This window comes from Ruegeria sp. CG1 (assembly GCF_056537265.1).
Map to the genome: position 1 here is coordinate 176,421 of NZ_JBQFRF010000005.1, position 19,757 is coordinate 196,177.

Consider the following 19,757-nt stretch of genomic DNA (forward strand, 5'->3'; position numbering starts at 1 on the left):
ACTCAAGCCCCCAATCTTTCGAATCGTACAACCGGAGATTCGTCTATGCGCCTGACCATTTCTCAAGCTCGCGCCCGTTTGGGCGAACTGGCCACCTTGTCGCAAGACCCCCGGCAAGTGATCGTGCTGACCCGTTATGGCAAACCGATCGCCGCACTGGTGTCGATGAACGAGGCGCAGCGGATTTGGGAGTTAATGGATGATGACACCATCGGACGCAAACACCCGCTCAGCGGGGTGCGCGGGTGGTGGTCGAAGGGGCGTGGTATTCCGGGGATGGAACCTGGGCCGGACGGTTCTTACCTCACCGCGCGCGACGCCGCGCTGAAGGTCCGCGAGATCCAGATGACCCGTGCCGAGGAACGCCGCATTCTCAAACGCGGGGGTCTGGACCCTGTCGCGGGCGGCGAGATCGCCGCCCGGCCCGTCGCCTCCCTGTGGAGACTGTTGTTTATGAGAAGCGCTCCGACCTGACCGGGGTACCTACTACTCCTGCCGCAGTCACAAATCTCAGCGGCATTAACCCCCTTTAACATCCGATCGGGCCGGAAACGCTTCAGTTCACCTGACGTTCCAGAACTGTGCTGTAGGTCGTTCCGTTCCGCAGGCTACGGAAATCGGCAAAGATCTTGCCATCCTCGTACCGCGCATCGATCAACGCATTGGCGCCAATCACCAGCGGGGAAGTTTCAACGATGCCGATCGAGCCAGACCCATCGAGGCTGATGGTTCCGGTGGCCTCGTATTCATTCCATTCAGTGTCGCCCTCACGGCGCCATTTGCTGGGGCCCCAGAAGACATTGTCTTCCTGCATCTGGACGTCGAGCATCCATTCGGCCTGATTAAAGCGGGGCTGATCCCCCTTGTAATAATGGCTGGGCTGCACGGTCGTATAACTTCCCAACCACGTGCCGCGCAGATCCGGTGTGGTATCGGCCAGTGCTGCGGTTCCGAGGGCGAGGGACGTGGCCAGAGCGGCGGCTCCGGCGGTCATATATCTGGTCATGGGGATCTCCTCCTGAAAGCGACCCTTTGGAGTTCAAAAGCGAACATCCTTGCTGTGGCATACAGATTGGGCGGAGGTGCGCCGGTTACAACTTACCTAAGGGAAACTTCATGAACCGGTAATGTTTGCGTCAGGCCCAGGCCAGCGCGGTGCCGAGGATGACCAGACCGATACCTGCCGCCTCGCGATACGAGAAGTTCTCGCCGAACAGAAAGAATGAGGCGATGGCGATCAGAACAACCTCGGCCCCAAGAATGCCGGTATAGATGATGCCCAGCCGTTCCTCGCGCAGGGCGGCGAGTTCGAGCGTGGCCCCGGCCAGCAGGGTTGCGACGATCAGCAGGCTGAGGCCGATACCGGGGATTTTCCACCAGAACTTCATCGCGATCATGGCAACGGAATAAAGGCCTGCTGATCCAAAAGCGATAAGGGGAACAAGCGATGTAGACATAAGGGCCTCCTGCAAAGGTTGCCGTTAGGTCAACTGTAGCAGATGGGCTGATTTAGGGCTGTGAGGTGGGTCACAGTTTCAGGTTCCATTCTCGCTTTTCTTCTTGTGTTTTTTTGCCCCCGAACTTGCAGTGATGGGTCGACCTGTTCAAAATTCAATTATTCATATGCGACTGGGGAGGGGTGCAATGACAACACTTTGCGAAATAGGTCAAACCGGAGTGCGAATCCCACGAATTGGCTTTGGATCAACCGGTATAGGCAACATTCCACAGATTTACGGTTACGAAGTTGATGAGAATAGGGCGCGCGAGACCATACGTGCCATACTTGCCCGGCCCGACGGGTTTATCGACACCGCCCGAGGCTATGCGTTGGGGCGTAGCGAGGAGCGCATCGGGAGTGTCATCCGTGAACTCGGTGGCTGGCCGAAAGGCCGCGTTCTGTCCACAAAAGTAGACCGTGACATGGAAACGAATGTTTTCGACGCCGCCCAAGCGCGGCGGTCCTTTGAACAAAGCCTCAAGGCTCTTGAGGTAGATCGCGTGGACATCCTTCATCTGCACGACCCGGAATACGCTGGTGACGTAACTGAGATTACCCGCAGCGGAGGTGCGCTGGACGAATTATTCAAAATTAAAGAGGAAGGATTGGCAACTGCAGTTGGTCTGGCGGGCGGGCAGTTGGATGTGTTGATGCCAATGCTGCGCGAACGGGATTTCGACGTGGTGATGACTCACAACCGGCACACGCTTGTAAACATAAATGCGGCGCCGCTGATCGAACTGGCCAACTCGAAGGACGTTACGGTATTGAACGCAGCGCCTTACGCCGGCGGAATCTTGGCCAGAGGCAGCGCAATCCATCATTTCTACGTCTATCGGCCAGCAACAGAAGAAACGCTCGCACCCGTGCGCGCGGTTGAGGAAATCTGTGCCCGCTATGACGTGCCCTTAGGCGCCTTAGCGCTGCAATTCTCGATGCGGGACGCAAAAATTGCGTCAACGGTGTGTGGAGTGACTTGGCCACAGCATATGAGACAAACACTCGAATGGGCGGATTGGGATATCCCAAGAGCGGTTTGGAGTGAACTCGCGGAACTTGGTCAGAGTGACGCTGATCCTGAGGCCGTATAGAACCGATCAACGGAGAGGAAGGACAGCTTTAGCTGTCCATCTTCAACGCTGAAATAAACGCCTCCTGCGGGATATCGACCTTCCCGAACTGGCGCATCTTTTTCTTACCCGCCTTCTGCTTGTCCAGCAGTTTGCGTTTCCGCGTGGCGTCGCCTCCGTAGCATTTGGCGGTCACGTCCTTGCGCAAGGCCGAGAGGGTCTCGCGGGCGATGACCTTGCCTCCGATGGCGGCCTGGATCGGGATTTTGAACATGTGGCGCGGGATCAGGTCCTTGAGCTTTTCGCACATTGCACGGCCCCGCATCTCGGCCCGGTCGCGGTGAACCATGGTCGACAGCGCGTCGACCGGTTCGTCATTCACCAGCACCGACATCTTGACCAGATTGTCCTCGGTGTAGCCGGTCATCTGGTAGTCGAACGAGGCATAGCCCTTGGTCACCGATTTCAGGCGGTCGTAGAAGTCAAAGACGACCTCGTTCAGCGGCAGGTCATAGACGACCATGGCGCGGGTGCCCGCATATGTCAGGTCCAGCTGGATGCCACGGCGGTCTTGGCAGAGTTTCAGCACGTCGCCGAGGTATTCATCCGGCACCAGAATGGTCGCCTTGATGCGCGGCTCCTCGATATGGTCGACCTTGGACGGATCGGGCATGTCGGCGGGGTTGTGCAGCTCGATCATCTCGCCGTCTTTCATGTAGACGTGATAGATCACCGACGGCGCGGTGGTGATGAGCTCGATATCATATTCGCGTTCGATGCGGTCGCGGATGACCTCTAGGTGCAGAAGGCCGAGGAAGCCGCAGCGGAAGCCAAAGCCAAGCGCGGCCGAGGTCTCCATTTCAAAGCTGAAGCTGGCGTCGTTCAGCGCCAGCTTGTCGATCGCATCGCGCAGGTCTTCGAACTCGGAACTGTCGACGGGGAAGAGGCCACAGAACACCACCGGCTGCGCGGGTTTGAATCCCGTCAGGGCCTCTTCAGTGCCGTTGCGGTCATTGGTGATGGTGTCACCAACGCGGGTGTCGCGGACCTGTTTGATCGAAGCGGTGAGGAAGCCGATCTCACCGGGGCCGAGGCTGTCGACCATCTCCATCTCGGGGCGGAAGACGCCAACGCGGTCGACGTGGTGCAGGGTGTTGTTCGACATGAACTTGACCCGCATGCCCTTTTTCAGCGTGCCGTCCATGATGCGGACCAGAACAATGACGCCGAGATAGGCGTCGTACCACGAATCCACCAGCATCGCCTTGAGCGGCGCATCCAGATTGCCCTGCGGCGCGGGCAGTTGCTGCACGATTGCCTCAAGCGTTTCGTGAATGCCCTGCCCCGTCTTGGCACTGACCTGAATGGCATCGGTCGCTTCGATGCCGATCACATCCTCGATCTGTTCGGCCACGCGGTCACAATCGGACGCGGGCAGGTCGATCTTGTTGAGCACCGGCACGATCTCATGATCGGCGTCGATGGCCTGATAGACATTCGCCAGCGTCTGAGCCTCAACCCCTTGGGTCGAGTCCACGACCAGCAGTGAGCCCTCGACCGCGCGCATGGACCGGCTGACCTCATAGGCAAAGTCCACGTGGCCGGGGGTGTCGATCAGGTTCAGCACGTATGCTTCGCCGTTGTCGGCGGTATAGTCGATGCGAACCGTGTTGGCCTTGATGGTGATGCCACGCTCGCGCTCGATATCCATGCTGTCGAGCAGCTGTTCCTTCATGTCGCGATCCTTAACCGTTCCGGTCTCTTGGATGAGCCGGTCAGCAAGGGTGGATTTGCCATGGTCGATATGCGCGACGATGGAGAAATTGCGGATATGAGCGAGGTCTGTCATGGGTTGGGGATATGCGTCGGAAATGGGCTGTGGTCAAGGTGGGACGAAGCCCCAGCGAAACCCTTTGATTGCGAGGCCTCTGACCGTTCAGAGCAACCTGTTTTTGACCAACTCCGCGTTCATCCAATGCGTATCACTTTGCACGTGACCCTCGCGCACGTATTTCGCGAGGTGAGTGGGCATGTCTTCTTCGTTAAACGCTGCAGTTGTGCGAACGACAAAACCCTCCTGAGTATCCAGATCCAGGCCCGCGATCACATCTGCCACAACCTTAACAGAGAACCGTCCGCGATAGAGTTCGGGAACGGCAGTAATCCCCAGCTCGAGAAAGCGTGAAAGCGTCGCGTCCCACGATTGCACGCGCATTGCCTTGATCCAGGCGAAGCCCAGGAAATAAGTCGGCAACGCCGAGTACGCTATCGAGTGGCGCGCAAACAGATATTCACCGACTATGCGCTCATCTTCGTCAAGCTGTGGCGAAATTCCGGTAGCGAAGGCCTTCATCCAATCTCGGGACGGGTGATATCGCGCGTCAATACTGCGAGGGTGGCAGCCCTGACTATGAATCGTTGTATTCTCACCGTCCAGTTTTTCGGTGAAGACGACCTCATCAGCCGAAGCCAGTTTATCAACGCTGGACATGATCTTATCATCGCTGGTGGCCCCGGGAGACTCCGGCAGATGGAACGTGCGCCCGTATTTCTTAAGCATAGTGGTCTCATGAAAGAGATTTAAACAATGTCTGGCCAGAAAACGCGACATCCCAGCCGCGTGCAATCACTTTTTCGAACCACCCAATTGATCCCGAATCCACTTTGATTCATACTCCGCCGCAGACCGAGAGGGGCATAAGACCCGTCCGGGCAGGCAAAAAACGAGGCTCGAGTATGAAACAGTTCCTCTTAATCGCATTTTGTGCGGCATCGCTGACGTCGGTGGCCCACACGGTGGACGCGGCGCAGATCAAGCGGGCGTGTCTGGCATCTGACCGTGAGGCAGCGACGCGGGCGCGGTGCCGGTGTATTCAGCGCGTGGCGGATCAGGCGCTGACGCGTAGTGATCAGAAGACCGTCGCCAAGTGGTTCACCAACCCGCATCAGGCGCAGGAGTTGAAGATGTCGCAGACCGCGCGCGATGATGCGCTGTGGGATCGGTATCAGAACTTTGGCCAGATGGCGCAAGCGATCTGCAACTGAGCCCTGTCAATCCTTGACCTGATGCCTGCTGCGCCTCAGAAATGGCGCAGCGAAAGGTATGTGCGATGGTGATGAAAGGGCTGACCCTGCGGGGCCTTGAGGTGTTCGAGGCGCTGGCGCGGACCGGATCGGTAGCGCAGGCGGCCGAGATCACGGGGCTCAGCCAGCCCTCGGTGTCCCAGCAGTTGCGCAATCTGGAAAAGGCTTTGGGCACCGATCTGGTGGATCACGGGCGGCGACCGATGCGACTGACGCAGGCCGGCCGCAGTTTCCTGGCGCGGGCCGAGGCAGTGCTGGCCGAGTTGCAGATGGCGCAAGGCGAACTGGCGGTGATGGATCTGGGGCATCTGACCACCCTGTCCATCGGCTTGATCGACGATTTCGACAACGACCTGACGCCGCGATTGGCGACGTTGCTGGCCGACAGTCTGACCCGGTCGAAATTCAAGCTGATCACGCTGCCCAGCCTGGACCTGTTTGCCGAGCTGGAAGCGCAGCGCCTGCACATGGCGGTCTCGGCCCATTCTGGCGAGGTGCTGGAGGGCGTGGTCGAATATCCGCTGGTGCAGGATCCGTTCATTCTGGTCGCGCCTAAGAGCGTTGCGCAACCAGTGCAGGATCTGCCCTTTCTGCGCTATGCCCGCGAGCAGTTGATCAGCCGTCAGATCGAAAGCCATCTGGCCCGGCAGCAGCTGGAGTTCGAGGAACGGTTCGAAATCGGCTCACACCTCGCGCTGATGGCGATGGTTGCGCGCGGCCTCGGCTGGGCGATTACCACGCCGCTGGGCTATATGCGCGCCGCCCGCTTCCACGACGGGATGGAGGCGCACCCTGCCCCGTTCGGTGAATTCGCGCGCACCATTTCCTTGTTTACACGGACCGACTGGTCCGATCAGGTACCGCAGGAGGTGGCCGACATGATCCGACGCCTGATGCGCAGCCAGATCGTTGATCCAGCGATTGCGCAATTGCCGTGGTTAGCTGGTCAGTTGAAGGTGGTGGGGTGAACCGGAAAGTGAGCATCCAGGCTCTTTTATTTGAGCCATGCGTGATCCGTCCTGCAAACCAAAAGACGTTTAATGAGCGTTAGTATGTCCGGAATAAAGGCTGTTCTTACCTGCTGAATTCAGCTTCTACTAACGCCTCGTAGGCGTCCAGTTCAGCCTCTTTGACAACGTCGCGATCAGCCAGCACTTCCAGAGCCATAAGTGCGACATCGGGGCTTTGAAACACTGCGTCCGCCAGGATCGCAAGATGTTTCAAGCTTTCTGTCGGTGAGTCCTCCAGTGCGAAGAACCTTTTCAGGAACACGGCGTCGCCATCGATGGCCTGATTGCGCATAGCGCGCATCTTCAGGCGGGACGAGGCACGGGTCTTGACCGCCATCGATTTTAGAAAAAGAAACTTGTGGAAATGAAATCCCTGCGCAGACAACTCGCTCATTTGTGAGTCAAGCAGTGGCTGACCTTTGTAAAGCGGCACCATTGCGATTTCGGATATCACAGCAACCGCATTCTTGAGTTTTTCGCGCGCATTCCTGAATACGTCCAATTCTCCGCCCTGCACGTCAATCTTCAGCAGATCGAACTCTGGCAGCTCTTTCAGGTCGTCCAGCCGATGGGTGGTTATTGGCACAACTTCTTCGACCCGCATTTGCCTGGGCCACCTTCCCATAACTCTGATGAAGTCGGGGTTGGGCTCGAATAGCGAAGTGAAGCCGCTTCCCTTGCAAACATGAAGGCGCTCACTTCCTCCTCTGCCGATCGCATAAGGAAGATAGGTTTCATTTTCTCCTCCCTCTTCAGAGAGCCGTGCAAATGCATCTTGCTGTGGTTCGAAACCCCAGACATCGCATATGCGGTTCTTCAGGAGGGTTGAATATGGGGTAGCGCCAAGAGGATTGGCACCCACATCCACCACTCGCGTTAGCCTTTCCGGTGACAGAATTTCGTGCAGGAACAGCGCGCGCTCGTCGTTCATTTTTTGTCACTAACCTTTGGGGTATTCAGCTGGTTAAACGTGCCTGTGATCATATGTCTAACTCATTTGGATTAGCTGGCTGCAGTCGCTCTTGGAGCTTGGAGATTTATGTGTGCTGATGACAGCCTCGTGCGTGCATCAGGAATTTGTATCATTCCATCAAATGACCATTGGGGATCGGAATACTATTCCATGCACTTAATGCGACTATCTGCATAGGCACAAGGGTATGCGCTTAGAAGGCGGATGGTTTGACCCCTGTCGCTGATTGCGATGCAGCCTGCGGAGGCCAAATAAACGTTGGTTTTGGGCTCAAACATGCTGTCGCTCTGGATTGATTGAATACGCAAGGCAAAACTACCACTGAGCCCGTACATGCGCATCCAGCCCCGCCACGGCCTGTTCGATCAGGTCCAGAACGCCGTCGAAATCCCGGGTGTAGTACGGGTCAGGCACATGGTCGGCACCGGTATGGGGGGCGAAATCGGTCAACAGGCGGACCGGGGTGTCGTTGCCGTCCGGGCGCAAATCTTCGATGTTCGCGATGTTTTCTGCGTCCATTCCGATGATCAGGTCGAAGTGGTTGAAATCCTCGGCCACGAACTGGCGCGCGCGTAGGTCGCTGAGGTCGATATCACGCGCGCGGGCGGCCTTTTGCATTGGGCCGTAGGGCGGGTCTCCGATATGCCAGCCCGAGGTTCCGGCGCTGTCGGTCTGGTGATGCGGGGCGCGGGCGCGAAAAGCACCCTCGGCGGCGGGGGACCGGCAGATATTGCCCAGGCAGACGAAAAGGATACGGTGTGACATAAGAGAGGTTTAGCGCGTGGGGCAGGTATGGAAAAGATCGTCATTCTGACCGGGGCCGGGATTTCCGCCGAAAGCGGGTTGGGCACGTTCCGCGATGAAGGGGGCCTGTGGGCGCAGCACCGGATCGAGGATGTGGCCACGCCCGAGGGCTTTGCCCGCAATCCGTCGCTGGTGCATCAGTTTTACAATGCCCGCCGAGTACAGGCCGCCAAGGCGCAGCCCAACGCGGCGCATCAGGCGCTGGCCCGGCTGCAGCAGGGCTGGCCTGGAGAGGTGATCCTTGTCACCCAGAATGTCGACAGCCTGCACGAGGCAGGAGGGGCCGCGCATGTGATCCATATGCATGGCACCTTGGCTGGGGCTTTGTGTGCGGCGTGCGGATATCGTTGGGCTTCGCCACCCGAAATGGATGTGGGTGAGCCCTGCCCGTCCTGTCACCAGCCCTCGGCCCGGCCCGACGTGGTATGGTTCGGCGAGATGACATATTTCATGGATGAGATCTACGACCATCTGATGGAAGCATCGCTGTTCGCCTCGATCGGCACCTCAGGGCAGGTTTATCCGGCGGCAGGGTTTGTACAAGAGGCGCGGGCCGTGGGCGCGCGGACGATCGAATTGAACCTTGAGCCATCCGCCGGAATTTTTGATGAAACCCGGCTGGGGCCAGCCTCAGAGGCAGTACCGCGCTGGGTCGAAGAGCTGTTGGCGCGAGGCAGCACGCGATAGGGGCAGACAGCGGCGCGTCTTCCCGTCTATGGTGCAGAAAACGCAAACCCGAGTGAGTGACATGACCGATCTACCGCCCAAAGACGGAGAAATCCTTGACGACAGCAGTATCGACGCGCGCGATACGTTAAGTACCAATCTGGCCAGCCTGTGGTGGACCTTTCTGCTGCGTGGAATTCTCGCGGGTCTGATCGGGATTGCAGCGCTGTTCTGGCCGACCAGCAGCATCTCATTACTGCTGCGATTGGTAGGGGCGCTGCTGATTCTGGATGGCGCGCTGACCTGGCTGGGTTTTGGGCGGCGCGGGCTGATCGGAGGCGTCGGTATCGGTGCCGCGCTGATCGGATTGGTGTTGCTGATCTGGCCACAGGGCGTGGCCTGGCTGGCGTTCACCCTCATGGGGGCGATGGCGCTGTTCGTTGCGATCGGCTCGTTCATGGCGCTGCCGCAAATGCATCCACAAGACCCCGAGCGCGCAACGGTGCGTAATTCAGGTATCTTCGCACTCATCGTCGGGCTGGTGCTGATCTTCTGGCCCGGCAGCGGCATGGTGGCGTTGGGCTGGGCAATTGCCTTCTTCGCGCTGACCTCGGCGGTGGTGATGTTCTTTCTGGCGGCACGGTTCAAAAAAGCGGGCGATCGATTGGAGATGAAAACCGTCAACAGATGACGCAACAGGCCGGGCATTGCCCGGCCTGACGTATGGATGATGGCTGTACCACAGCCTGAAGACAGGCGTTAGTTCGAATGGCCGCCTTTGTCCTGGCGCTCAAGATCGACCGGGATCTCGACCGCGACCTCTCCGGCGTTTTCGAAGATCAGTGTGACGGGAACGCTCCCTCCCTGTTCGAAGGGCGCTGTCAGGCCCATGAACATGACGTGATCACCGCCGCGTTTCAGCATGTGGGTTTCGCCCGCCGGAATGGCGAAGCCTTCCTTCACATGCACCATCTTGGCGACACCGTTTTCGTCAACCTTATGAGTGTGCAGTTCCACTCGGGCAGCCGCATCCGAGGTCACGCCGATCAGGCGGTCATCGGTATCGCCTTGATTCTGGATCATCATGAAGGCGGCACCCGCCTTCGCGGTTTTGCCCGAAGACCGTGCATAAGGGTCTTCGACCGAGATGGTATCGGCAGCCAGCGCCGCACCGGTCAGCGAAAAGGTAGTCAGGACTGCAAGCAGGCTGGATTTGAGGGTCATTATGCCTCTCCTTGGTAACTGTCTGATAGAGTTTGGAAACTGGAATCAGGCAGAAACCGGCGGGGCACGAGCTGGGTGTCGCGGCAGCGGCGCGGCAATCAGATGCTGGGAAAGGAGCGACGGCGCGGGGAGCGCGCGCGGCGGGGCCGGAGGTACGGCAACCGAGGCTTCATGGATCGCGCCCAGCAGGTTGAGCGCGTAGTCAGGGCAGTATTGCGGTGCGCGGGTCGGTTGGCCGTCTTCGTCCATATAGACGACGACCGGCCCGCTGCCGGTGCACAAAACCATCTGCCCGACCGCGCGCTCCATACCCCGCGACACGGCCAGTCCCTGCCCGGTAAGGATCACCATCAAGGACAGCGCATAAGGCAGAAATGTGCGGAAAAAGCCTGTCATGTCAGCTTGGTATATACGCCGCCCGCTGAACCGGCTTCAAGCGCAAAGCAGTGGCTGAGACAGTATGGCCTAGCTCAGCTTTTCGGCGGCCTGAACGCCTCGGCATTCATCCCCGTATGCAGTCGGTTTACCCGGCGCTGCATCCGGGTGCAGCGGATCACAGCTTTTGCAATTGATCGTGGCAGTAAAAACAGAAAATTCTTTGCTTTGAGTGACATGGTAACCCCCTCAACATGAATATGCATAAACATATGCGATATTCAGCAGGCGTTCTGTGAACAACGTCACGAAGCGGGGCGTTTTATTACCATTTCAGAGACAATTATTCGCACAGGGGCAGCGAATGCAAAAAAGAAAAGCCCCACACCGCAGGGTGCAGGGCTGAATTCTTGCGTGAGAAAGCGCTTAGGCCGAGGCTTGTGCCTTGGCGATTTCTTTCTTCACTTTCAGGGCGTTCGCCGACAGCTCGTCATCCTTGGCTTTGGCCAGGAACGCGTCCAGACCACCGCGGTGGTCGACCGAGCGCAGGGCAGCTGCCGAGATGCGCAGCTTGACGCCACGACCCAGAGTTTCCGACTGCAGGGTAACGTCGTTCAGGTTGGGCAGAAAACGGCGACGAGTTCTGTTTTTGGCGTGGCTGACATTGTTGCCAGTCATCGGGCCTTTTCCGGTCAGTTCGCAACGGCGCGACATGGTTTCTTCCTTTGTTTCTGGAGGCCGGGTACAAGACCCGCGGCCAAATCACAAGGGGCGCAACCCGAAGTCGCGCCCGAAAACTGGTTGGATGCGTTTAGTGGGAATCGCGCGGAGGGTCAAGACGGCTGCGGCGAAATCTTTGCCCCTTCTTGAATTCCTTGGCAGTTCAGATCCGAGGCATCCGCAACAGTGGCTTATTATTCTTCAAATGCCGCGTGATCAACTGCGCTTGCAGCCGCCCGCCGGGGATCATGCGGGCCGGGTCGGCGCGATAGTCAAGGTCTGTCAGTTCGGGAAAAATCTCGAATATCTCGCGACGCGACGCGGCGCTCAGCATTTTCAGCGCTTCGGGGCCGGTATAGAGGCTTTCGGTTGGCGCATCCTCGGCAAAGATCACCTGATGGCGGTCGAACAGCAGGTGGTAATACTCGACGCTTTCCACGCTTTCATCAACGTAGATATCCGGCATTGCGGTGAGTTTGATGGCCGGAATCAGAACCTCGGTCGTGCCGAACATGCGTTGGGCGATCTTTGAGTGCGCCAGCATCCGATGCTGGCGCGAGACCAGCAGATCGCGATGCGGCAGCCCCTCGCCCAATGCCCCTGCAAGGATACGCACAGGCCAGAGTCTGGGGTTGGCTTCAAGCTGGAAGCGATCAAATTCGCGCCGCCCGATCCAACGGATCGGGTGTAGGCCCTGCCCAAGAGTGTGGACCAGATCACCAGTGCGCAACGACTGGATCAGGGATCGCCCATCCTGTGTCGTGATCAATGTATCGCGCGTGAAACAGGGCATACCCGACCCGTTCTCGAACGCTGAATACGTGACGGTGATGCCTGAAGGCAGGGTAAATGTGCCGCTAGAGACTGAATAACCAACCCCGTCTTCGACCGTAATCACCCCGAAAGTATCATCCGTGATAACAGTGCCCTCAGGGAGGTTCAGCGTGTCGGTTCCGCTGCCGCCGCGAATGTCACCCGACACCGTGGTGCTGGTGAAATTCAGCGTGTCATTACCGGCACCAAGCCGGATATCGCCGACGGTTGACCCGCTGATATCAACCGTATCCGCATCGGACCCGCTAGCGATGCGCCCGCCAACCGTACTGTTGGTGACAATGATCGTGTCGGTGCCTGCATTGCCCAGGACATTGTTGGCAATGGTGCTATTGGTGATGGTGATATCGTCATCGCCGCCACGGCCGCGGATACCGGTCACCGGAGGCGTCGCCGGGTTTCCGTTCAGAGTACCGTTGTCATTTGTGACATCGATATCGTCGTCGCCGTTGGTACCATTGATATTGGGCATTCTGACGTGTCCCGTTCCTCGGAGAATCCGGGCACGATCCGAGCTGACCAAGCCCTTTCTCAACCCGGTTCAAACGCAGTGACTTACACTCAAACACAACAATATATGTAGCTTTAATACACGATTAGCGGTCAGCGCACCAGCCGCGCACGCATCATACCGCCAGAGTGTTACGCGTCGGACAGCCCGGAGAGGATTTGTTCGGCCGCCGCCGATGGGCTGAGGTGGCCCGCACTGACCTGAGCGCCAAGATCGCTCATCCGACTGCGCATCTGTGGCGTTTCGAGACGCGCAAGCAATGCGTGGCGTACCTCTTGCTCGAACCAGTATTGTGCCTGTGTGGCGCGGTTCGATACCCAATGCCCGGCTTCGCGCCGCCAGGTTGTCAGGGCCTGCATCTCGTCCCAGGCCTGTTCCAGCCCATGCTCTTCAACCGCTGAAACGGTCATGGCCTTGGGAAACCCTTCGGGATCCTGCGGGCGTTTGCGCAGCAGACGCAGCGCGCCCGCGTAATCGGCGCAGGTGCGGGTGGCAGTCGCTTTCAGGTCGCCATCCGCCTTGTTGATCAGGATCATGTCAGCCATCTCCATGATGCCGCGCTTGACGCCCTGCAACTCATCGCCGCCCGCCGGGGCCAGCAGCAGCAGGAACAGGTCAGACATCTCGGCCACAACGGTTTCCGATTGGCCCACACCCACGGTTTCAATCAGCACGACGTCAAAACCAGCCGCCTCACAAAGTGCAATCGCTTCGCGTGTGCGTCGCGCCACGCCACCAAGATGGCTCTGGCTGGGGGACGGGCGGATAAAGGCGTTTTTCTCGCGGCTCAGCCTTTCCATGCGAGTCTTGTCGCCCAGGATCGAGCCCCCCGAACGGGCCGAGCTAGGGTCAACTGCAAGAACCGCAACGCGCAGCCCCAGCCCCGTCAGCATCATGCCGAAGCTTTCGATAAAGGTCGATTTGCCTACACCCGGCGTGCCCGACAGGCCGATCCGCAACGCCTGGCGTCCGGCGCCGCTCAATTGATCCAGCAGCGCGGTTGCCTGCGCTCGATGATCTTCACGCCCGCTTTCGACCAGTGTGATCGCACGGGCCAATGCCCTGCGCTCTCCGTTCAAGATCCTGTCGCCAAGCTCGGCAATGTTCATCGGTAAGTCCCCGGCTGGAATTTGCCCTAGATGAGGGGGGATGACCCGGTTTGTCCAGCCCCAACCGGAGCTGAGTTTGGCGACGCTGGACCTTGGCCGAGGCTTTGGCGATAAGGCGATATGACCCGGTTGCCCATTGATGACGCCATTCCCGATCTTCTGAACGCCTTGCGAACGCATGGGCGCGCGGTGCTGCAGGCGCCGCCGGGTGCGGGCAAGACAACCCGCGTGCCGCTTGAGATGCTGCAGGCCGGTCTGTGCGAGGGCCGGATCGTCATGCTGGAACCCCGGCGGCTGGCCGCCCGCGCCGCCGCCGAACGCATGGCTGAGACGCTGGGTGAGCCCGTGGGCCAGACCGTGGGCTATCGTGTCCGTGGAGACGTGAAAGTTTCAAAGGCGACGCACATCGAGGTTGTGACCGAAGGTATCCTGACACGGATGCTGCAATCCGAACCTGACCTGCCCGGCGTAGGTGCTGTGATATTCGATGAATTCCACGAACGGTCCCTGAACGCCGATCTTGGGCTTGCACTGTGCCTTGAGGTGACTGGAGCGTTGCGCGATGACCTGATCTTGCTGGCGATGTCCGCGACGCTGGATGCTGAACCGGTGGGCCAGCTGATGAACGCGCCTCTGGTGACATCCGAAGGGCACAGCTATCCGGTCGAGACCCGCTGGTTGGACCGGCCTTTGGCGCCGCAGGCGCGGCGACTGGACGCGCTGATCGATCTGGTGGTGCGAGCCGAACGGGAAACCAAAGGGGGCATGCTGGTGTTCCTGCCCGGTGAAGGTGAAATTCGGCGGGCCGAGGCGGCTTTGGCCAGCCGTCTACCCGACACCTGTTCAGTGCGGCCTTTGTTCGGAGCACTGCCCTTTGCCGCCCAGCGCGCGGCGATTGCGCCGGTTAAGCAAGGTCGCAAGGTGGTTCTGGCGACGTCGATTGCCGAAACCTCGCTGACTATTCCCGATATCCGCGTGGTGGTCGATATGGGGCAAGCCCGGCGGGCACGGTTCGATCCCGGATCAGGCATGTCGCAGCTGGTGACCGAGCGGGTGACGCGGGCCGAAGCGACGCAGCGCGCAGGCCGTGCGGGGCGTGTGGCCGAAGGTGTCTGCTATCGGTTGTGGTCCAAGGGCGAAGAAGGTGCACTAGCCGCCTACCCGCCTGCCGAGATCGAGGCAGCCGATCTGACCGGGCTGGCGTTGGAATTGTCGCTCTGGGGCGCAGAACCGGGTGATCTTGCGTTTCTGACCGCGCCGCCCGAAGGCACGCTGGCCGAGGCGCGCGCGTTGCTGGCGATGCTGGGTGCCCTGGATGGCAAAGGTAGGATCACCGAACATGGGCGGGCGCTGGCGGCGCTGCCGCTGCATCCTCGGCTGGGGCACATGCTGCTGCACGCGGGACCTGAGGCCGCGACACTGGCGGCGCTGATGGCGGAACGCGATCCGCTGCGGGGCGCGCCGGTCGATCTGTCTTTGAGGCTTGAGGTGCTGCTGGACGTGCGCGCGTTTCAGCGCAATCGGGTCTGGCAGGTCAACATGGGCGCGCTGGATCGGATCAAGGGCGAAGCAAAACGGTTGCGCGCGCAATCTAAGGATGTGGGCGGTCTGAGCCCGGCAGCGATGGCGGCGCTGGCCTATCCCGATCGCATCGGACAGCGACGCAAGGGAGATGTCCCGCGTTATGTCCTGTCGGGTGGCAAAGGCGTCGTGCTGGAAGCCGGTGATACGTTGGCGGGTGCACCCTATCTTGTGGTGACGGATACGGATGGGAACCCGCGTGAAGCGCGCGTGCGCATGGCAGCGCAGATTTCCGAGGGGGAAATTCGCGATCTATTCGGCGATCAGATCGCGTGGGTCGACAGCTGCGACTGGTCGAAACGCGAACGCCGTGTGGTGGCGCGCAGGCAAGAGCGGTTCGGAGCGATCACGCTGGACGACCGCATCTGGAAAGATGTCCCCGGGGATGCATTGGCGCAGGCGATGTTGGACGGGGTGCGCGATCTGGGTGTGCGGCTGACCGGGGCCGCAGCGCGATTGGCCGCTCGGGTCGAGTTGATCCGCGCGGAAGGCGCTGATCTGCCGGACTTCTCGGAAACCGGGCTGATGGAAACGCTGGAAGACTGGCTGCTGCCGATGCTCTCGGGCGTGCGCAATGCCGATGACTGGAAGCGGTTCGACCTGCTGCCCGCGCTGCGCGCCCGGCTGGACTGGGACCAGATGCAGGAACTGGATCGGCGGGCGCCGGGCTCGTTTGTGACTCCGTTGGGCCGCAAGCTGCCAATTGACTATGGCGGTGCTGTGCCCGAAATCTCGGTTAGGCTGCAAGAGGTATTCGGCGTTACGCAACATCCGGTGGTTGGGGGCGAGCCTTTGAAGATCACGCTGCTGTCACCGGCCCAGCGACCGATCCAGATCACCCGTGATCTGCCCGGATTCTGGGCCGGGTCATATGCCGATGTGCGCAAGGACATGCGGGCGCAGTACCCAAAACATCCCTGGCCCGAAGATCCAACTCAGGCGGATCCAACGCTGCGCGCGAAGCGGCGCAAAGGCTAAGTTGATCAGGTGGGCGTTGATAAGCCTCATTGGCGGAAACGGCGGAAAGCGCACAAATTGCTGCAAAAATACACGAAACACTGAAAGTTCAGGCCATATTTTGCGGTTATCCGAGGGCGGTATTGTTAACTCAGCAATACATGATTATGTAACTTCTTCGAATTACAAAAAGAACACGCCCGAGCAGGCCTTACATGACGACATGGATACGCAACATCTGGGAAGAGGTCGCGCGACCGCTGATCCAGCGCCCAAGCCGGGTGCAGGTTGCTGCGTTGTGTACCCGCAAGGCAGGTCCCGGTGACGACGTTTTGTTAATCACCAGTCGGGGCACCGGACGCTGGATTATCCCCAAAGGCTGGCCCATTGATGGGCTCAACGGGCCGGAAACCGCATTGCGGGAAGCCTGGGAAGAGGCTGGCGTGCGTGCAACGGAGGTGCAGAAAGATCCCGTTGGTCATTACTCTTACGACAAAAGGTTGGATGACGGCACGGCGTTGCCGGTTATCACCAGCGTTTATCGGATCGAGGTGACCGGACTGGCGGATGTATTCCCGGAATCCGATCAGCGTAAGCGCTGCTGGGTGTCCCCGAAGGTGGCCGCCGAACGCGTGCAAGAGCCGGAATTGCGCGACTTGCTACTGCAATTGTAACAATATTGTAAAAAACTGATGACAAAGGTTGCCGCGCCCATTGGAACCGTTTAGCGGCGGGCATCATTCAAAACAGCCGTTGTGAACCGATGTCAGACCACCCCACCAAAGCCCGTTGGCACGCACTGGACCGTGACCTACAGCGTATCTCGCGCGTTGAGCACGCCAATGCCCAAGTATCGCGTCCTCTGTTGGCCCCCGGAATTGCACTGGCCTTTATCGCGCTGGCAGGTTTGGCTGCAGCGCTTCTGTTCGGACGGGCCGATGGTGGCGTGATCGTTGTCGCAGCTGCGGCATTCGGCGCTTACATGGCGATCAATATCGGTGCCAACGACGTGGCCAACAATATGGGCCCGGCCGTGGGGGCCAATGCTCTGACCATGGGCGGAGCCATCCTAATTGCCGCCATCGCAGAAAGCGCCGGCGCGTTGCTGGCAGGGGGGGATGTGGTTTCGACCATCTCCAAGGGCATCATCGATCCGATGTCGGTGCAGAACAGCAATGTGTTCATCTGGGCGATGATGGCGGCTCTGATATCGTCGGCACTGTGGGTCAATCTGGCTACCTGGGTCGGGGCACCGGTTTCGACCACGCATTCGGTGGTCGGCGGCGTGATGGGTGCCGGCATTGCTGCGGCAGGCCTAAGTGCGGTGAGCTGGGGCACGATGAGCGCGATTGCCGCCAGCTGGGTGATCTCACCCGTTTTGGGCGGGATGATTGCAGCCGCCTTTCTGGCATTGATCAAACACAAGATCCAGTATCAGGACGACAAGATCGCGGCAGCGCGGCGCTGGGTGCCCATTCTGGTTGCCGTGATGGCAGGGGCGTTTGCCACCTACTTGTCGGTCAAAGGCCTGAAGCGGATCGTCAAAATTGATCTTCAATTTGCCCTTTTGATCGGTCTGACCTTTGGCGGCCTGGTCTGGGCTGCGACGGTACCGTGGGTCAAGCGCAAGTCTGAAGGGTTGGAGAACCGGACCCGGTCGTTGAAGACATTGTTTGGTCTGCCTCTGGTGATTTCGGCCACATTTCTGAGCTTTGCGCATGGGGCCAATGATGTGGCCAATGCGGTGGGTCCATTGGCGGCGATCGTGCATGCGGCCGAGTTCGGAGATTTTGCCACGAAAGTCTCGATCCCGACATGGGTCATGGTGATCGGCGCGTTTGGCATCTCGTTCGGCCTATTCCTGTTCGGTCCCAAGCTGATCCGTATGGTCGGCAGCCAGATCACCAAGCTGAACCCGATGCGGGCGTTCTGTGTCGCGCTATCGGCGGCGATCACGGTTATCGTCGCCAGTTGGCTGGGTCTGCCGGTCAGTTCGACTCATATCGCGGTTGGGGCCGTCTTTGGTGTTGGCTTCTATCGGGAGTGGCATGCAGAACGGCGGTGGAAATACTCGAACCGCCAGCGACCGGCAGAGCTGCGACTGGCGCGCGAGGAACGGCGGCGGCGCAAGCTGGTGCGGCGGTCGCATTTCATGACCATCGTGGCGGCCTGGGTGATCACGGTACCGGCAGCGGCGGTGATGTCGGCGCTAATTTTCTGGGTTTTGACTGCGTTCGCTTGATCGGAATTTGCGAGGCTCTGCCTCGCGCTCCGAGGTATTTTAGACCAGATGAAGAGACGGATCAGGTTATGATCTGGTCGACTGTTAGCGGCGTGTCAGGTGATTGATGGATGAGTTGAGAGACTCGGCTATTGATCGGGGTTGGGATCGCGTACTGTTGGCCGAGTTTGATGATTTCGCCCTGTAGACTGTCGATTTCGGTCGGGCGACCCGCCGTCAGATCATAAGCCATCGAGGTGCGCGCATTGGGGTCGATGGTCAGCATTTTTGCCGCAATTCGTGTAAAAATTGGCGTTGGCAGACGTAGAATGTGCGGTGTCATCCATGCGGGTAGTGGCGTTGTGGAGGTGGCCTCGATCTCGGCGACTTTCAAAACACGCTGCGCCTCGGCCATCTGATCAGCCATCAGGCGACGCCAGTTTCGGTCGAGCAGTTGGTTTTGCAAGGTCAGGCCGGACAATGCGTTCAATGCATTGTTGAGGTTGATCACCAGCTTACCCCATTGCACTGCCTCGATCTGGTCGCTTTCGCTGACGGGTAGATCTGGGGCGCTTAGGCGTTCAGCCAGAGACCGGGAGCCACGCTCGATGACGATCTCGCCCGATGTGGCGCGGTGATAGGTTGCCGGGCCCGTCGGCACCACGTTGAAGGGCACCATTCCAGCCCGAACGTCGCGTCCGGGAAGAGCGGTGCGCAGGGTGCGGGCGTTCTCGAGCCCATTCTGCCAAGACAGAACCGGGGCCGTTTCCGTGGCGTGTGCGGCGATCAGCGTTGCCATCTCGGCGGTCGCGCCGGTTTTTACCGTGACGATGACCAACTCGGCATCCCCGAGACAGGCAGGGTCTTCGCTGAGCGTGAGTTGTGCGGCGGCGACGTGACGATGCAGGTTCGAGAAATCTGTCACCGTCAGCCCCTGTCCCCGGATGGCGTTCAGCACCCGCGCGCGACCCAGCAGTGTCACGCTGTGTCCCGCTGCGGCCAGCAATGCGCCGCAAAAGCAGCCAATGCTGCCTGCACCGGCGATGACAATATTCATGGCTTACCTCCGCTGTGCCTCCAAGGATCGCCGGGATCGTTCAACGGAGCCAGCGTGACG

At 59.5% G+C, this 19,757-nt stretch carries 21 protein-coding genes; 9 read left to right on the forward strand and 12 right to left on the reverse strand.

Annotation, left to right across the window (positions count from 1 at the left end):
- Positions 1-45 precede the first annotated feature (45 nt).
- Positions 46-474 carry a type II toxin-antitoxin system Phd/YefM family antitoxin gene (locus tag ACR0AU_RS15720; RefSeq protein ID WP_170397191.1) on the forward strand — a complete coding sequence of 143 codons (429 nt, stop codon included), beginning with the start codon at positions 46-48 and terminating at the stop codon, positions 472-474.
- Between the two features lie 82 nt (positions 475-556).
- Here the strand turns inward: ACR0AU_RS15720 and ACR0AU_RS15725 are convergent, their stop codons facing one another.
- Together ACR0AU_RS15725 and ACR0AU_RS15730 are read right to left on the reverse strand one after the other, a co-directional pair.
- Positions 557-1,006 (reverse strand): hypothetical protein, encoded by a 450-nt coding sequence (locus tag ACR0AU_RS15725; protein ID WP_170404170.1) that lies wholly within the window; start codon positions 1,004-1,006, stop codon positions 557-559.
- Between the two features lie 130 nt (positions 1,007-1,136).
- The gene (locus tag ACR0AU_RS15730; protein WP_170424197.1) at positions 1,137-1,457 is read right to left on the reverse strand and encodes a hypothetical protein; all 321 of its coding nucleotides are present in this window, start codon (positions 1,455-1,457) and stop codon (positions 1,137-1,139) included.
- Positions 1,458-1,644: 187 nt separating this feature from the next.
- Between ACR0AU_RS15730 and ACR0AU_RS15735 the strand changes: the two genes are divergently transcribed.
- Positions 1,645-2,592, forward strand: coding sequence for an aldo/keto reductase (locus tag ACR0AU_RS15735; protein ID WP_480795927.1), 948 nt, complete (start codon positions 1,645-1,647; stop codon positions 2,590-2,592).
- A gap of 28 nt (positions 2,593-2,620) precedes the next feature.
- Here ACR0AU_RS15735 and lepA read toward each other — a convergent pair whose 3' ends face one another.
- The gene (gene lepA / locus ACR0AU_RS15740; protein ID WP_480795928.1) at positions 2,621-4,420 is read right to left on the reverse strand and encodes a translation elongation factor 4; all 1,800 of its coding nucleotides are present in this window, start codon (positions 4,418-4,420) and stop codon (positions 2,621-2,623) included.
- An 87-nt stretch (positions 4,421-4,507) separates the two neighbouring features.
- Positions 4,508-5,131 carry an RNA ligase family protein gene (locus ACR0AU_RS15745; RefSeq protein ID WP_170733227.1) on the reverse strand — a complete coding sequence of 208 codons (624 nt, stop codon included), beginning with the start codon at positions 5,129-5,131 and terminating at the stop codon, positions 4,508-4,510.
- Between the two features lie 176 nt (positions 5,132-5,307).
- Here ACR0AU_RS15745 and ACR0AU_RS15750 point away from each other — a divergent pair, with 176 nt between their 5' ends.
- Both ACR0AU_RS15750 and ACR0AU_RS15755 read left to right on the forward strand, forming a co-directional pair.
- A complete protein-coding gene (locus ACR0AU_RS15750; RefSeq protein ID WP_170404173.1) occupies positions 5,308-5,616 on the forward strand; it encodes a hypothetical protein in 309 nt (102 codons plus the stop codon).
- 65 nt (positions 5,617-5,681) lie between these two features.
- Positions 5,682-6,623, forward strand: a complete 942-nt coding sequence (locus tag ACR0AU_RS15755) for a LysR family transcriptional regulator (RefSeq protein ID WP_170733334.1) — start codon at positions 5,682-5,684, stop codon at positions 6,621-6,623.
- A gap of 106 nt (positions 6,624-6,729) precedes the next feature.
- Here the strand turns inward: ACR0AU_RS15755 and ACR0AU_RS15760 are convergent, their stop codons facing one another.
- Both ACR0AU_RS15760 and ACR0AU_RS15765 read right to left on the reverse strand, forming a co-directional pair.
- Complete coding sequence (locus ACR0AU_RS15760) at positions 6,730-7,533, reverse strand: FkbM family methyltransferase (protein ID WP_170404176.1); 804 nt, start codon at positions 7,531-7,533, stop codon at positions 6,730-6,732.
- A gap of 420 nt (positions 7,534-7,953) precedes the next feature.
- On the reverse strand, positions 7,954-8,403 hold the full coding sequence (locus tag ACR0AU_RS15765) for a low molecular weight protein-tyrosine-phosphatase (protein WP_170511306.1): 450 nt from the start codon (positions 8,401-8,403) through the stop codon (positions 7,954-7,956).
- A gap of 27 nt (positions 8,404-8,430) precedes the next feature.
- Between ACR0AU_RS15765 and ACR0AU_RS15770 the strand changes: the two genes are divergently transcribed.
- Entirely contained in the window at positions 8,431-9,129 is a 699-nt protein-coding gene (locus ACR0AU_RS15770) for an NAD-dependent deacylase (protein ID WP_480795929.1), read from the forward strand.
- Between the two features lie 61 nt (positions 9,130-9,190).
- Positions 9,191-9,799 (forward strand): HdeD family acid-resistance protein, encoded by a 609-nt coding sequence (locus tag ACR0AU_RS15775; protein ID WP_170397206.1) that lies wholly within the window; start codon positions 9,191-9,193, stop codon positions 9,797-9,799.
- A gap of 68 nt (positions 9,800-9,867) precedes the next feature.
- Here the strand turns inward: ACR0AU_RS15775 and ACR0AU_RS15780 are convergent, their stop codons facing one another.
- From ACR0AU_RS15780 to meaB, 5 genes are all read right to left on the reverse strand, one after another.
- Positions 9,868-10,332, reverse strand: a complete 465-nt coding sequence (locus tag ACR0AU_RS15780; RefSeq protein ID WP_170397208.1) for a copper chaperone PCu(A)C — start codon at positions 10,330-10,332, stop codon at positions 9,868-9,870.
- Between the two features lie 45 nt (positions 10,333-10,377).
- The gene (locus ACR0AU_RS15785) at positions 10,378-10,728 is read right to left on the reverse strand and encodes a glycosyltransferase family protein (RefSeq protein WP_170733230.1); all 351 of its coding nucleotides are present in this window, start codon (positions 10,726-10,728) and stop codon (positions 10,378-10,380) included.
- A gap of 405 nt (positions 10,729-11,133) precedes the next feature.
- On the reverse strand, positions 11,134-11,421 hold the full coding sequence (rpmB, locus tag ACR0AU_RS15790; RefSeq protein WP_008756960.1) for a 50S ribosomal protein L28: 288 nt from the start codon (positions 11,419-11,421) through the stop codon (positions 11,134-11,136).
- 169 nt (positions 11,422-11,590) lie between these two features.
- The gene (locus tag ACR0AU_RS15795; protein ID WP_170733231.1) at positions 11,591-12,733 is read right to left on the reverse strand and encodes a Hint domain-containing protein; all 1,143 of its coding nucleotides are present in this window, start codon (positions 12,731-12,733) and stop codon (positions 11,591-11,593) included.
- 170 nt (positions 12,734-12,903) lie between these two features.
- Positions 12,904-13,881 (reverse strand): methylmalonyl Co-A mutase-associated GTPase MeaB, encoded by a 978-nt coding sequence (gene meaB, locus ACR0AU_RS15800; protein ID WP_170733232.1) that lies wholly within the window; start codon positions 13,879-13,881, stop codon positions 12,904-12,906.
- A 120-nt stretch (positions 13,882-14,001) separates the two neighbouring features.
- Here meaB and hrpB point away from each other — a divergent pair, with 120 nt between their 5' ends.
- The 3 genes from hrpB (at position 14,002) to ACR0AU_RS15815 (ending at position 18,661) form a co-directional block, all read left to right on the forward strand.
- The gene (gene hrpB / locus ACR0AU_RS15805) at positions 14,002-16,440 is read left to right on the forward strand and encodes an ATP-dependent helicase HrpB (RefSeq protein ID WP_480795930.1); all 2,439 of its coding nucleotides are present in this window, start codon (positions 14,002-14,004) and stop codon (positions 16,438-16,440) included.
- 194 nt (positions 16,441-16,634) lie between these two features.
- Positions 16,635-17,093 (forward strand): NUDIX hydrolase, encoded by a 459-nt coding sequence (locus ACR0AU_RS15810; protein WP_170511319.1) that lies wholly within the window; start codon positions 16,635-16,637, stop codon positions 17,091-17,093.
- A gap of 89 nt (positions 17,094-17,182) precedes the next feature.
- On the forward strand, positions 17,183-18,661 hold the full coding sequence (locus tag ACR0AU_RS15815) for an inorganic phosphate transporter (RefSeq protein ID WP_170397220.1): 1,479 nt from the start codon (positions 17,183-17,185) through the stop codon (positions 18,659-18,661).
- A 61-nt stretch (positions 18,662-18,722) separates the two neighbouring features.
- On the opposite strand, the gene ACR0AU_RS15820 is transcribed toward ACR0AU_RS15815, so the two are convergent.
- Positions 18,723-19,697 carry a 2-dehydropantoate 2-reductase gene (locus ACR0AU_RS15820; RefSeq protein WP_480795931.1) on the reverse strand — a complete coding sequence of 325 codons (975 nt, stop codon included), beginning with the start codon at positions 19,695-19,697 and terminating at the stop codon, positions 18,723-18,725.
- Positions 19,698-19,757: the final 60 nt, after the last annotated feature.

What these genes read in the sequence shown, in the direction of transcription:
- ACR0AU_RS15720 (WP_170397191.1), top strand. Translation starts at nt 46, where the DNA reads ATGCGCCTGACCATTTCTCAAGCTCGCGCCCGTTTGGGCGAACTGGCC.
- ACR0AU_RS15725 (WP_170404170.1), bottom strand. Translation starts at nt 1,006, where the DNA reads ATGACCAGATATATGACCGCCGGAGCCGCCGCTCTGGCCACGTCCCTC.
- ACR0AU_RS15730 (WP_170424197.1), bottom strand. Translation starts at nt 1,457, where the DNA reads ATGTCTACATCGCTTGTTCCCCTTATCGCTTTTGGATCAGCAGGCCTT.
- ACR0AU_RS15735 (WP_480795927.1), top strand. Translation starts at nt 1,645, where the DNA reads ATGACAACACTTTGCGAAATAGGTCAAACCGGAGTGCGAATCCCACGA.
- lepA (WP_480795928.1), bottom strand. Translation starts at nt 4,420, where the DNA reads ATGACAGACCTCGCTCATATCCGCAATTTCTCCATCGTCGCGCATATC.
- ACR0AU_RS15745 (WP_170733227.1), bottom strand. Translation starts at nt 5,131, where the DNA reads ATGCTTAAGAAATACGGGCGCACGTTCCATCTGCCGGAGTCTCCCGGG.
- ACR0AU_RS15750 (WP_170404173.1), top strand. Translation starts at nt 5,308, where the DNA reads ATGAAACAGTTCCTCTTAATCGCATTTTGTGCGGCATCGCTGACGTCG.
- ACR0AU_RS15755 (WP_170733334.1), top strand. Translation starts at nt 5,682, where the DNA reads ATGGTGATGAAAGGGCTGACCCTGCGGGGCCTTGAGGTGTTCGAGGCG.
- ACR0AU_RS15765 (WP_170511306.1), bottom strand. Translation starts at nt 8,403, where the DNA reads ATGTCACACCGTATCCTTTTCGTCTGCCTGGGCAATATCTGCCGGTCC.
- ACR0AU_RS15770 (WP_480795929.1), top strand. Translation starts at nt 8,431, where the DNA reads ATGGAAAAGATCGTCATTCTGACCGGGGCCGGGATTTCCGCCGAAAGC.
- ACR0AU_RS15775 (WP_170397206.1), top strand. Translation starts at nt 9,191, where the DNA reads ATGACCGATCTACCGCCCAAAGACGGAGAAATCCTTGACGACAGCAGT.
- ACR0AU_RS15780 (WP_170397208.1), bottom strand. Translation starts at nt 10,332, where the DNA reads ATGACCCTCAAATCCAGCCTGCTTGCAGTCCTGACTACCTTTTCGCTG.
- ACR0AU_RS15785 (WP_170733230.1), bottom strand. Translation starts at nt 10,728, where the DNA reads ATGACAGGCTTTTTCCGCACATTTCTGCCTTATGCGCTGTCCTTGATG.
- rpmB (WP_008756960.1), bottom strand. Translation starts at nt 11,421, where the DNA reads ATGTCGCGCCGTTGCGAACTGACCGGAAAAGGCCCGATGACTGGCAAC.
- ACR0AU_RS15795 (WP_170733231.1), bottom strand. Translation starts at nt 12,733, where the DNA reads ATGCCCAATATCAATGGTACCAACGGCGACGACGATATCGATGTCACA.
- meaB (WP_170733232.1), bottom strand. Translation starts at nt 13,881, where the DNA reads ATGAACATTGCCGAGCTTGGCGACAGGATCTTGAACGGAGAGCGCAGG.
- hrpB (WP_480795930.1), top strand. Translation starts at nt 14,002, where the DNA reads ATGACCCGGTTGCCCATTGATGACGCCATTCCCGATCTTCTGAACGCC.
- ACR0AU_RS15810 (WP_170511319.1), top strand. Translation starts at nt 16,635, where the DNA reads ATGACGACATGGATACGCAACATCTGGGAAGAGGTCGCGCGACCGCTG.
- ACR0AU_RS15815 (WP_170397220.1), top strand. Translation starts at nt 17,183, where the DNA reads ATGTCAGACCACCCCACCAAAGCCCGTTGGCACGCACTGGACCGTGAC.
- ACR0AU_RS15820 (WP_480795931.1), bottom strand. Translation starts at nt 19,697, where the DNA reads ATGAATATTGTCATCGCCGGTGCAGGCAGCATTGGCTGCTTTTGCGGC.